We start from the raw sequence: 12,878 nt of genomic DNA, 5'->3' as shown, positions 1-12,878 counted from the left end.
TTTATTTATAGCGACCATGACTTGATTGGCGACTCGGCCTCAAGACTCTTCTTCATCTTCTTCACTGCGCTTTAGCCAGTCACCGCTGGCAATACGCGTCAGCCCTGCAACAGGGTGCTTGTACAGATAGATCCAGGCACTGCCCAGAGGCGTAGGAATCAGCTCACGTTGGTATTCGTGCCCGTCCCGCTTTAAGGCATCCAGTTCTGTCAAAATCGACGAACTAATGCGATAGACCTCGCAATGGATCTCTCCATCACCGGGTACCACTGCCGGATAATGGCCGAGATCGTACAGCTCGAAACCTGCGAGCTGACAATCCCCTAACCATTGCGCATTCGTCATCCAATGACTGTTTCCCTGTTTGCGTCGTAAACTGCCGTAAACAATAATTCGCATCGCTAGAACTCAAACTGATAGAGCACATCTAATGCCTGGCTAATTCCAGACACCGCTTCCAAGTATAGTTTTGGCATCAGGCGATAACGTAGCGTTAACGTTGCCAAAGAATCGAATATGCCAACACCATATTTCACTTGCAGACCCGGAAGGACGTAGCCGCTGACGACAACCTGAGAATTATCGCCAACACCCTGTGTATCCAGAGCTAAATTACTTACGCCAAAGGCCTCGCCGATTTTACCCACAACTTGACCACTTTGTGCAACCCCTAAACCGACTAACATTGAGGTCATTGCCGAGCTATCTGCTCCACCGCTGTCCAAACCCTGTCCACGCAGCAGATAAGAGAGTGCTTCCTGCTGTGACATCGCCGGATCGGAGAAGACTTCCAGCTTCGGTGTCGCGGCCATGCCGGTAACGCGCACGCCGGCAGTGACGTCATTCGCCGTGTTGTCTGGGTTACGAATGGCTTCGATATTCAGGATCGGCTGATCCGGCGGGCCGGAGAACAGAATCAGCCCTTTGCGGACGATCAAATCCTGCCCGTAGGCTTTAAAGCGGCCAGATGGAATGTCGATCTGGCCGTTCAGCCCTAATCCGCGCTCGTCCTGAACCATTTTCAGGTCGCCCTGTAGGCGAGCCGCCAGCCCGAACGCATCCAGCTGAACATCATTCCCGACGCGGATCGTCAGGTTGCTGTTAATCGGAATCGCGGCGCTGGCTTTCTTCAGCGGCTGGCGCTGGGCATCCAGCATCACTTCATCCGATGACACCGCCACCGCACTTTCCGGCATGTCTTTAACCACGATGCGTGCCCACGGAATACTGACCGACCCGTTTAACGCGAACAGCTGCGGCGTGGCCTCGAAGACAATATCCGGCGAGACATCCAGCCGCGCCATCGGCGGAATCGTCACGCGCAGCTTCTGGCCTTTCGCCGCAATGCGCGCACGCCAGGCATCAGGCTGTGACCAGTCCGCATTCCCGCCAAGGTTCAACTGCCCGTTATCCGTTTTCAGGAAACCTTGCAGCGTTGACGACATCCCACTGAAATTCACCGCCAGCCGCCCGTTGGTCAGATCGACCGGCATCCAGTTGCCGTCAATGTCCAACCGCTCCAGCACCATCTGGCCGAAGATCTGAGGACGTGCCGCATCCCCTGCCAAGCGCAGGTTCGCATTCAATATCCCTGCCGCTTTCTCTCCTTTACTCAACGCAGGGTTGAGCAACGCCAGCGAAATATTGTTAATTGTGACATTGCCGCCGAGATTGCGCCGCCCTTGTGGATCGGTCACCTGAATATCACCGCTGAAGCGTCCGTTCTCGCGAATCGCCATCAGCCAGCCAAGCTGCGCACGCCCGCGATCGAGCCCGGCATTCAGCGTAAAGGTATCGAAATCAATCGGCAGCGTGTTGCCCTGCATCTGCTGGCGAACGCTGACGCCGTTACCCACTAGCGACACTTTCGCCTGCGGTAAGCCTTGCCCCGCCTGCCAGCTGATATCGGCACCGCCGGTGAACGTCCCGGCCAGCACGGTATCCGACGTCAGGAAGGGTTTCAGCATGGCGAGATCGAAGCGGTTCAGTCGAATGCTCGCCTGTCCGCTAGGTCCGGCCTCAATCGCTTTTGGAACACAAAGCTCAGCATTCGGATTCCGCCAGCAGTGCGTGCCGATGGTGATCTTCTGCTGCGCATTCAGGTAATCCAGCGCCATATCCTGCGTCAGACGCCATTCACCCACCGGCGTGTCGAAGCGGGTATTGTTCAGCGTGCCTCGCCAGCGCTGTTCCTGACGATCAAAACTGCCCGAAAGTGCCAATTGCCCCGCGACCGGTTCACCCTGCATATTCAGACGAAGCTGGTGCTGCTTTTCATTGCCGCTGGCATCCAGCGTCAACAGCGCAATATTCAGGCCGTCCTGCTTTAGCGCTTCAAGACGCACGGCCAGCTTGCCCTGAATCTGCTGCTCAGAGCGCACATCGCCTTCCACCCTCACACTGCTAATCGTCATCGCCTGCCAGCGCAGGCCGGACGCCGTGATATCCGCCAGCACCTGCGGTTCACGCAGATTGCCACGGAGTTTGAGTGTGCCGATGGCACGCCCCGCCAGACCGGGCAACATGCCGTCCAAGGATGGCGCATTGATGTCGGCATCCAACTGCCACTTGTCGCTCAGGTCGCCTTTGACGTTCAGTTGGTTGCGGCCTAGTGCCAGATTCAGCGCTGGAATTGTCCACTGGCCCGCCGCGTTACCGCGCAATTCGCCTCTGGCCGTGAGCTTATTCGCTTTCACGTTGCCGTCCAGACGCAGTTCCGGCACCTGCAACTGCCAGCTACCGCCATAGACACTACCGCGTGTCGTAATCTTGCCGTCTATTTTCGCGGGCCATTCAGGCCACTGTTTCGCGGTGTTAATCCCGTTCAGCAGTAGCTCGCTGCGCCAGCTTATCGCTTTACTCCAGTCGATAAGCGCCGTCAGGTCGGCATTCCCCTGCAATGCCGCCAACCGCAGGCGGCTTAGCGTAAACTGCTGTTCGTTGCCTTTGCCATCCAGCAGCAGCGTCGCGGGAGGAATGTCCGCCCCGCTCAGATCGCCGCGCAGCGACAGCGCATAGTCGGTCGCTTTGCCGTTAAAACGCAGCCTGACGTTGTCAGCTTGATACTGCGTCGCGCCCGTCAGCGGCCAGCGAACGCGTTCGGTTTGCAGCGTCAACGCCAGCGGCAGCCCGGCTTCCGCCAGTTTGGTTTGCAGATCCAACTGGGCACGCTGCGGCCCAGAGAGGTTCAGCGCCACATTCAGCTGTTCGCGCAGGCCGCCCTCAACCGTCAGTTTAAGCTTCTCACCTTTGATCGGATCGACGTTCAGCACGCCGTTCGCCGTCAGCGAGACAGGCCAGCTCTCGCTGAGCGTCGCTTCACCGCGTACATTCAGCCCGCCCTGCGGCGATTGGACGATCAGCTTATCCAGACGCAAATGCTGTTGCTGAGTCGAGGCTTGCACGAACAGGTTATTAATCAAAATGTCCTGATCGCCCGTCAGCCGCAGCTGTTCACCGTGAATCTCGACAATATTCAGATCCAACGGCAGCGTGAACTGGGGTAAATCAGGTAATAGCGGTTTGGAGAACAGCTCGCTAAGACGTTCACCTAGCGATTGTTCAGGCACGGCAGGCTTGTCAGAGGTGCTATCCGTTTTGGATGTCGATGCCATCGGTATTGGTGTCGTGGTGGTGGCTGCCGCGACGGTATTGTTTGCCGCCAGCGCGTTATCGATATGAAGCGTTTGCGAGGAGCCTTGCTCCGCCGCATCGCGTACGTTCGCCGCCGTTTCTTTAATAACCGCGGCCATTTCCGCCGCCGTCACTTTGCCATCTTCCAGCACGTCGACAGGGGTTTTCGGTAAGGCCACCAGCAGGGCGCTGATTTTGGTCGGCAGAAGCGTCAACGCGCGCCCTTCCCACTGCATCCCGGTGCGGAATTCACTGAGAGAAACCGCCGTGTCATCCACGGTAACCTGAAGGTTGCTGAGCGTTAACTGACGCAGTGAAATCGGGAACGGTGCAGAGATTTCCGTGACTGGCGTTGAAGGTGGCGGTGGCTCTATCGCCGCAGGTAAGGCTTTGGTATCCACAACAACATCAATGCGGTTTGCCGAAAGGTCATTGATGCACAGCTGACTTTTGCGCAGACACGCTAGCGCAAGCGACAGATGAAACTCCTCGCTCTTTACCGCCACGCCCGGCATTTGGTAGCTAACATTTTTTAGCGTTAAATCACGCCAGCCGCCGCTTACGCTGGCAATGTCCAACCCCGGCACCACACGTGCTGCGGTATTCAGCAACAGATGCAGGCCCGGCGTGGTTCCTACCAGTAATCCCAGCCCAACAACGAGCAGCAGTAAGAAGGCGACAAACCCAATGCCGACCCTTTTCCACCAGCGCCCTTTTCGTGCTGACGTCGCCAGCGCGTTACCCTGCTCAGCGTTTTCTTCTGTTACCGGATCCTGGGCTTTTTTTTCGTTTTTCTCATCCATCATAATTCAGGTCCCAGTGCGATATAGAATTGAACATCATTCTTCTTCTCTGCATCGCCGATCGGCATAGCAACATCGAGTTTTACCGGACCAATCGGCGAGGCCCAGCGTACGCCGACGCCCGTGCCGGTCTTGAAATTACTGCGTTTGATGTCATTCACTGCTTCACCTGAATCAACAAAAACTGCGCCCCACCATTTTCCCGTAACGTTGTATTGGTATTCGAGCGAGCCGGTCGCCAGCTTGGACGCACCGGTCAGTTTGCCATCGCTGTCGCGCGGCGAAATAGATTTGTACTTGTACCCACGGATGCTGCGATCGCCACCGGCAAAGAAACGCAGTGAAGGCGGGACGCGGGAGAAATTATTGGTTTCAATCCAGCCCAGATTGCCGCGCGCGACAAAGCGGTGTTTATCCGCCAGCGTACGAATCCAGACGTTTTGCGCCTGAACCACGGCAAAGTCGATATCCGATCCCCAGGTGGTGTCGGAAATGTCGATAGAATAACGTTGCGTATCGCCCCATACCGGCATCAGCCCACCGCGTTGGCGAGTGCGGTTAATGCTGACGCCCGGATAGATCAGCATCGTGGTATCCGTCACGCTTGCCTGCGTAAAGTGGTCGAGGCTCCAGCGCAGATTAATCGCCCGTTGCCAGCCGCTGGAGAGATCCCAGTAGCGTGCCACGTTCAGCGTGGTGCCATCGGATTTGGTATCGTTGAGATCTTCGCGCTTGAAGCCGCCTTGCAGCAGGTAATACTGCTCAAGCGGGTTCTTCAGTAAGGGGATTTTGTAGCTAAAATCGAGTGATTGCTCCGGCGCGGACACGCTCAGGCTGCTTTCCAGACTGTGACCCCGTGAATTCACCCAAGGCTTATTCCAGGTCGTTTTAAAGCGTGGGCCAACATCCGTGGCATAGCCGACGCCAGTCTCAATACGGTTGCGGGTTCGTGGCGTCACCACGGCTTCCAGCGGCAACACCTTGTCGCTTTTCGACCGATCGAAATCAGGTGAGACCACGACAGAATTAAACCACCCCGTCGCAGAAAGACGGCGGTTTAACTCACCGAGATCTTCACTGGTGTAGGCATCGCCTTCGTGAAACGGCACCAGATTTTGCAGATAATCATCGCGGATTTGCGCGCCCTGAAAGTGTACGGCGCCAAAGCGATAGCGTTCACCGCTGTCAAAGTCGATATCCCAAAACGCCTCTCTCTCTTCCCGCATCACGCCAAGCTGGCTTTGCTGGAAGCGCGCATCGAAATAGCCTTTGCGTAATGACAAACCATTCAGCCCGCTTTTAAAGCGATCGAAATCGCCATGGTTCAACACCGAACCGATTTCAGGGCGATCGTCTTTAACCAGCTGTTGGTAGTCTTTATCGTCGTGCGCACCGCCGCGCAGGGTGATGTTCACCCCGGCAATTTTTACCGGTTCACCGGGAGTCACGGTGGCAATCAGTACGGGTCGTCCGCCATTAACGGCAGGCCGGAATTCGAAACCAATCTGTGGATCGTAGTAGCCGAGCGCACGCAATCCCTGACGGATCGCTTCATCGACGCGTGAGCGGAAACGCCCATCGGCATTCACCTCATCAACCGAAATGGTCGATAAGCGTGCCCGTACATTCTTTTGTAACTGCCCTTCCAGCCCCATGACTTGCAGACGCACATTCGCTGCCTGGCTCTCTGGGGCCAGCATCAGCAGTGCGCACATCAGGCCAAGAACCCGGTATCGTGGCGCACCGCAGCCAGCAAAGCTATTTTTTTGTCCTGCTATGCCTTTTTGCCCGGTAACGCTTTTTTTTCCAATGAAACTTTTCGTTGAGATGAAAATAGTCACTGAGCTCCCTGATAAATCGGTCTGTCGCCTAAAACCTATAGCATGGCTTTTATCACTTCGCCCGCCGCATTGACGGCCGTCGCTGTACGCTTACCTGACAATCCGCCACGCAGCGCCGAAATCTCCTACCAACTTTGCATGATATTAGTGATAAATACTAATTTTCCATCTTAAGAATAGATTTTCACCTACAAACATCAATATGCGGCATTACAGATAAACATTACCTTAACATTAAACACCATGAAGATATAAAGACAGCCCAACGCTTCTTGGTTATGCTTTCCATGAAAGCGGGTTATTTACCCAGTCTAGCTGGAGTTAACAACGTGATGAATTCAATTGATAAAACGCAGCGGATTACGCAATCCGATGCTTTACCGGGGCGTTCCACCCCCATGCCCGTCGCCAGGCTGCATGTCGTGCATGAACATTCCATGACGCATGTGCCAGACTCGATGTCCGTGGCGATTTTTGCGATGGGCTGCTTCTGGGGCGCGGAGCGTTTGTTCTGGCAACAGCCGGGGATCTACAGCACGGCGGCGGGTTACATTGGCGGTTACACGCCCAACCCGACCTACCGTGAAGTGTGTAGCGGGCAGACCGATCATGCCGAAGCGGTGCGTGTCGTTTTCGATCCCGCAGTGATCGACTACGAGCAGTTGCTACAACTGTTCTGGGAAAATCACGACCCCGCGCAAGGCATGCGTCAGGGCGGCGATATCGGCAGTCAATACCGTTCCGCTATCTATACGCTCACGCCCGAGCAGGAAAAGGCAGCACAGGAAAGCCTTCAACGCTTTCAGCAAGCAATGAGGGAAAACGGTGACGGCCGCGCCATCAGCACAGAAATCGAGCCTGCGGGTCCGTTCTATTATGCGGAAGACGAGCACCAGCAATACCTGTACAAGAACCCGAACGGCTACTGTGGATTAGGCGGTATCGGCGTCTGTCTTCCGCCTCAGCGCTGACCACTGGCGGTAATTTCACCGCTCCTGCTATAATGCGTCCGAACCGGGCAGCGCGTTGCCCGGTTATATACCTCCAATTATTGCTATTAATTTACTCACCTTTCTGAGGATCGCTGCGCTACTTTAGGCTCATGCGAAAACTTTAAAAATGATGTTAAACAGTCTATTACTGATTCTTTTTCTTATTGCCATCAGTGCGTTTTTCTCGATTTCCGAGATCTCGCTGGCGGCATCCCGTAAAATTAAACTCAAATTGATGGCCGATGAGGGAAACCTCAACGCCGATCTGGTGCTCAAGTTTCAGGAAACACCGGGCATCTTCTTTACCGTAATTCAAATTGGCGTCAACGCCGTCGCGATTCTGGCCGGTATCATCGGCGATGCGGCATTTTCCCCGACGTTTTCCATACTGTTTGAACGCTTCATGTCACCCGAAGCCGCTGATAAAGTCAGCTTCATCTGTTCATTCGTCCTTGTCACCAGCCTGTTCATCCTGTTTGGCGACCTCACCCCGAAACGCATTGGTATGATTGCGCCGGAAACCGTCGCGGTTCGCATAATCAACCCCATGCGCTTCTGCCTGTTCCTCTTCCGTCCGCTGGTTTGGATCTTTAACGGCCTGGCTAACGTCATTTTCCGTCTGCTTAAGCTGCCGATGGTGCGTAAAGATGACATCACGTCAGATGATATTTATGCCGTGGTGGAAGCCGGTGCGCTGGCTGGCGTGCTGCGTAAGCAGGAACATGAGCTGATCGAGAACGTGTTTGAGCTGGAATCCCGTACCGTGCCGTCGTCAATGACCTCACGCGAAAGCGTGGTCTACTTCGATCTGCGCGAGCAGGAAGACAGTATTAAGGAAAAGATCGCCCAGCAGCCGCATTCCAAGTTTCTGGTTTGCGATGGCACGATCGATCAGATCGTCGGCTACGTGGATTCCAAAGACCTGCTGATTCGGGTGTTGGGAAACCAGAGCCTGACGCTGAGTAGCGGCGTGCAGATTCGTCCAGCGCTGATCGTCCCAGATACGCTGACGCTGTCCGAAGCGTTAGAAAGCTTTAAAACCGCGGGCGAAGATTTTGCCGTTATTCTGAACGAATATGCGCTGATCGTCGGCATCATCACCCTTAACGACGTGATGACCACGCTGATGGGCGATCTCGTTGGTCAGGGAATGGAAGAACAGATTGTCGCGCGCGATGAGAATTCGTGGCTGGTTGAAGGCGGTACGCCAATAGAAGACGTGATGCGCGCACTGAATATTGATGATTTCCCGCATTCCGGCAACTACGAAACCATCGGCGGCTTCATGATGTATACGCTGCGGAAAATCCCGAAACGTACCGATGCGGTGCGCTTCTCAGGCTATAAGTTTGAAGTGGTGGATATCGACAGCTACAAGATCGATCAGCTGTTGGTGACGCGTCTGGAAGACCGCCCGATTGTCTCATCAAGCGTGAAGATTGATAGCGACGATTAACCGCCAGAAGACATGCCCAACCAATCGGGCTTCATCACAAACCAGAACGGCCCGCTACGGGCCGTTTCTTTATCACTTATCCCATCTCGGCCTGAAGCCGGATGACCTGGCGATTCACTTCGGACATCACCAGAAGATGCTGCTTATCCTGTTTCTTTGGCAGTAGAATTTTGCCGTAGTCGAACTCAAAAGCACCAACCCCTTTTATGTACAGCCGCCCACGAAACAGGGTTTTCACATACTTGGCGACTTTCAAAGGATTGTAACGTTCGAAGATCCTCATCGTTTTACTCTCCCGTTTTATTTTTTTACGCTCTCCCTTTCGCCAACATGGCTGAGGTTCTGGAGCGCTAATGAGATAACGGATACTGCTAATTAGTGCAGTAAAACGGCATTTAGTTCCCCACTATTCAGTATTCTTAACTGCTTTTACAGATTTTTACAGATTAGTGTTTAAGGAAACCCTTAGTCATCAGTATAAACCTTCAAAAATAAGGGTTTTGTGCTCTCGGGCACAAACCGTTTTATCGCGGAGCAGGACAGACCAGTTTCCTGAATCTACGCTTATTCCATAGCCCGATATTTTCCCTCATTGCCATCGCATCGGGCCCCACACTGAAGGACATAACCATGATAAAAATACGCCACCTGCTCCTCGCGCTCTCTATCACGCCTCTGCTGGGGCTCCCAGCCTTAGCCCATACGCTGGTACTCAACCAATTGGTTCCCCCCGTCGGCGTCGCAGACAGAGGAGAACTTCAGTACCTTAATAATCAGTTTAGTTATAAAAACTGGAACAGTGCGCAATTGCCCGGAAAAGTACGGGTGATACAACATATCGCTGGCCGCACCTCTGCCAAAGAGATGAACGATCCACTCATCTCCGCACTGAAGGCCGCTAACCTACCGCATGATTATTACCAAACGACGACAATCGTGAATACCGACGATGCCATCATCGGCACCAGCATGTTTGTGCGCAGTAGTCTTGAGGACAACAAGAAAGCCTTCCCGTGGTCGCAATTCATTGTCGACAGCAATGGCAACGTGCGGAAGGCCTGGCAGCTACAACCACAAAGCTCAGCTATCGCGGTGTTGGATAAACAGGGGAAAATTCGTTTCGTGAAGGATGGCGCATTGAGCGGACAAGAAGTGCAGCAGGTGATGTCCCTGCTGCGCCAGTTACTGGAAGAGAAATAACGAACCCGACTCTAGCTGATTAAAATAAAGAGACGCGAAAACCGGGGTTGAGGAAGGATTCACGCGGCGTGTAGGACAGCGGGCGCCCTTGCCAATCGTGAATCTGCGCCCCGGCAGCCATCGCCACCGCATGACCCGCCGCCGTATCCCAAATGTTGGTCGGCCCGAAGCGTGGGTAAAGCTGCGCTTCGCCTTCCGCCACCAGACAAAATTTTAGCGATGACCCAATCGCCACCGTCTGGTGCTCACCCAATTGGCTAAGATAATCTTTCAGTTCACTATCGGCATGAGAACGGCTGACCACCACCAGCGGCGGATGCGCCTGCTTCACCGTAATTTGCCGACGCTGGCCGTTCTCTTCTTTCCAGGCTTTGCCGTCCGCCGCAGAATACATCACGCCCGTGACCGGCACATACACCACGCCCAGCACGGCCTGACCGTTCTCGATCAGCGCAATATTCACCGTAAACTCGCCATTGCGGCTAAGGAACTCTTTGGTGCCGTCCAGCGGATCGACCAGCCAATAGCGCTGCCAGTGCCGACGGATTTCCCACTCCGGCGGATCTTCCTCTGACAGCAAAGGAATGTCAGGATACGCCGCAGCCAGCCCGTCCTTAATAACGCGATGCGCCGCAAGGTCGGCAGCCGTCACCGGTGAGTCATCTTTCTTGTGTGCAACATCGACAGGATGTTGCCCTTCGTAAACCTGCATAATCGCAGCACCAGCATCGCGAGCCAGTTGGCAAACAGTTTCTAACATGATCGACCTCGTCGTTATCGGTTACACGTAACGCAGACTTCATCTCTGTCATTCATTATACATCTGTGAGGCAATCTACGATTATTGCCATTATTGATGTCATCCTCAGCATTTAGAGACGATAATCACTTTAACTTCATCATGATATGAAAGACACCCCCGATCGCCTCACGCGTCGACAATTACCTCACAAGGAGTTACGCAATGAAGCATTCACTGGCACTCAGCCTGCTTGCTACGCTGGTCGCCACGACCGTTCATGCCGCTACTGTTGATCTACGGGTATTGGAAACCACCGATCTGCACAGCAATATGATGGACTTCGATTACTACAAGGATACGCCAACCGATAAATTTGGTCTGGTGCGTACCGCCAGCCTGATTCACGCCGCACGTGAGCAGGCCACCAACAGCGTGCTGGTGGACAACGGCGATTTGATCCAGGGCAGCCCGTTAGGCGATTACATGGCCGCGAAGGGGCTGAAAGCGGGCGACGTGCACCCGGTTTATCAGGCGATGAACACGCTGGACTATTCCGTCGGCAACATCGGTAACCACGAATTCAACTATGGTCTGGACTATCTGCACAAGGCGCTGTCCGGCGCGAAATTCCCTTATGTGAACGCCAACGTGCTGGATGCCAAAACGGGCAAACCGCTATTTACGCCTTACCACATTGAAAACAAATCGGTTACGGATCGCGACGGCAAACAGCATACCCTGCGCATCGGCTATATTGGCTTCGTCCCGCCGCAGGTCATGGTGTGGGATAAAGCCAATCTGACGGGAAAAGTCACCGTGGAAGACATCACGGAGAGTGCCAAAAAGTGGGTACCAGAAATGCGTAAGCAAGGGGCCGATCTGGTGATTGTTATCCCTCACTCCGGCCTTTCTGCCGAGCCGTATAAAGCGATGGCGGAAAACTCTGTTTACTACCTCAGCCAAATTCCTGGGGTCGACGCGATCATGTTCGGCCATGCTCACGCGGTTTTCCCCAGCAATGACTTTGCGAACATCAAGGGCGCAGACATCAAACAGGGCACACTCAACGGCGTGCCAGCTGTGATGCCGGGGCAATGGGGTGACCACCTCGGCGTCGTCGATTTCACGCTGAATAACGACAGCGGCACATGGAAGGTAGAACAGGCGAAAGCGGAAGCCAGACCGATCTATGACAAAGCGCAGAAGAAATCGCTGGCGGCGGAAGACGACAAGCTGGTGAAAGTGCTGTCCGATGCGCACCAGAATACGCGCGAATTTGTCAGCAAACCGATTGGTAAATCCGCAGACAACATGTATAGCTACCTGTCACTGATTCAGGACGATCCTACGGTGCAGATCGTCAACAATGCTCAGCGCGCCTATGTGGAACACTTTATTCAGGGCGATCCCGATCTGGCCGATCTGCCGGTGCTTTCAGCCGCCGCGCCGTTTAAAGCCGGTGGACGTAAAAACGATCCAGCCAGCTATGTCGAAGTGGAAAAAGGCCAGCTCACCTTCCGTAACGCTGCCGATCTGTATCTCTACCCGAATACGCTGGTGGTGGTGAAAGTTAACGGGCAGCAGGTACAGGAGTGGCTGGAATGCTCTGCGGGTCAGTTCAAACAAATCGATCCAAGCAAGCGTGAACCGCAATCCCTGCTCAACTGGGACGGCTTCCGCACCTATAACTTCGACGTGATCGATGGCGTCAATTATCAGATTGATGTGACGCAGCCTGCCCGCTATGACAGCGAGTGCGCGTTAATTAACGATAAATCGCACCGTATCAAAGGGCTGACGTTTAACGGTAAACCGATCGATCCCAAAGCGACCTTCCTGATCGCCACCAATAACTATCGCGCCTACGGTGAGAAATTTGCCGGTACGGGTGAGAAATATGTGGCCTTCGCCTCGCCGGATGAAAACCGCTCCGTTCTGGCGGCCTACATCAGCGCGGAAACGCAAAAATCGGGAGAAGTGAAGCCGCAGGCGGATAACAACTGGCGTCTGGCACCTATCGTCAGCGAGACACCGCTGGATATCCGTTTTGAAACGTCACCGTCTGAGAAAGCCACGGCGTTTATCAAAGAGAAAGCCCAGTACCCGATGACGTCCGTCGGCAAGGACGAAACGGGCTTTGCGGTTTATCGCCTTGACCTGCAACACGCTAAATAAAGACTGACAGCGATGTCATCCACAGGCTCCTGCTTC

9 protein-coding genes are annotated in these 12,878 nt (G+C 54.3%); 4 read left to right on the top strand and 5 right to left on the bottom strand.

What is annotated here, in order from left to right; all coding sequences use genetic code 11:
• Nucleotides 1-39: 39 nt before the first annotated feature.
• From ACIPUG_RS08115 to ACIPUG_RS08105, 3 genes are read right to left on the bottom strand one after another with little or no spacing between them, the layout of a single operon-like run.
• Entirely contained in the window at nucleotides 40-399 is a 360-nt protein-coding gene (locus ACIPUG_RS08115) for a gamma-glutamylcyclotransferase (protein WP_320698848.1), read from the bottom strand.
• A gap of 2 nt (nucleotides 400-401) precedes the next feature.
• A complete protein-coding gene (locus tag ACIPUG_RS08110) occupies nucleotides 402-4,439 on the bottom strand; it encodes a translocation/assembly module TamB domain-containing protein (RefSeq protein ID WP_400338097.1) in 4,038 nt (1,345 codons plus the stop codon).
• The gene (locus ACIPUG_RS08105; protein WP_039285256.1) at nucleotides 4,436-6,151 is read right to left on the bottom strand and encodes an autotransporter assembly complex family protein; all 1,716 of its coding nucleotides are present in this window, start codon (nucleotides 6,149-6,151) and stop codon (nucleotides 4,436-4,438) included. The genes ACIPUG_RS08110 and ACIPUG_RS08105 overlap by 4 nt, the downstream gene beginning before the upstream one ends.
• Before the next feature lie 458 nt (nucleotides 6,152-6,609).
• On the opposite strand from ACIPUG_RS08105, the gene msrA reads away from it, so the two are divergent.
• Nucleotides 6,610-7,248, top strand: a complete 639-nt coding sequence (gene msrA / locus ACIPUG_RS08100) for a peptide-methionine (S)-S-oxide reductase MsrA (RefSeq protein ID WP_039465966.1) — start codon at nucleotides 6,610-6,612, stop codon at nucleotides 7,246-7,248.
• Between the two features lie 151 nt (nucleotides 7,249-7,399).
• On the top strand, nucleotides 7,400-8,725 hold the full coding sequence (locus ACIPUG_RS08095) for a hemolysin family protein (protein WP_039285266.1): 1,326 nt from the start codon (nucleotides 7,400-7,402) through the stop codon (nucleotides 8,723-8,725).
• A 76-nt stretch (nucleotides 8,726-8,801) separates the two neighbouring features.
• Here the strand turns inward: ACIPUG_RS08095 and ACIPUG_RS08090 are convergent, their stop codons facing one another.
• Nucleotides 8,802-9,008: a DUF1107 domain-containing protein gene (locus ACIPUG_RS08090; protein ID WP_005974755.1), complete on the bottom strand. Its 207-nt coding sequence runs from the start codon at nucleotides 9,006-9,008 to the stop codon at nucleotides 8,802-8,804.
• Nucleotides 9,009-9,355: 347 nt separating this feature from the next.
• Between ACIPUG_RS08090 and ACIPUG_RS08085 the strand changes: the two genes are divergently transcribed.
• Complete coding sequence (locus tag ACIPUG_RS08085; RefSeq protein ID WP_014916515.1) at nucleotides 9,356-9,925, top strand: YtfJ family protein; 570 nt, start codon at nucleotides 9,356-9,358, stop codon at nucleotides 9,923-9,925.
• Between the two features lie 19 nt (nucleotides 9,926-9,944).
• Here the strand turns inward: ACIPUG_RS08085 and cysQ are convergent, their stop codons facing one another.
• A complete protein-coding gene (cysQ, locus tag ACIPUG_RS08080; protein WP_104212836.1) occupies nucleotides 9,945-10,685 on the bottom strand; it encodes a 3'(2'),5'-bisphosphate nucleotidase CysQ in 741 nt (246 codons plus the stop codon).
• Between the two features lie 204 nt (nucleotides 10,686-10,889).
• Here cysQ and ACIPUG_RS08075 point away from each other — a divergent pair, with 204 nt between their 5' ends.
• Nucleotides 10,890-12,842: a bifunctional 2',3'-cyclic-nucleotide 2'-phosphodiesterase/3'-nucleotidase gene (locus ACIPUG_RS08075; RefSeq protein ID WP_400338096.1), complete on the top strand. Its 1,953-nt coding sequence runs from the start codon at nucleotides 10,890-10,892 to the stop codon at nucleotides 12,840-12,842.
• Nucleotides 12,843-12,878 lie beyond the last annotated feature (36 nt).

The sequence above is a fragment of the Pectobacterium sp. CHL-2024 genome (genome assembly GCF_044751765.1).
GTDB lineage: Bacteria > Pseudomonadota > Gammaproteobacteria > Enterobacterales > Enterobacteriaceae > Pectobacterium > Pectobacterium brasiliense.
Note: the sequence above shows the minus strand (reverse complement) of the source record. Positions and strands in the feature narration are given on the sequence as shown.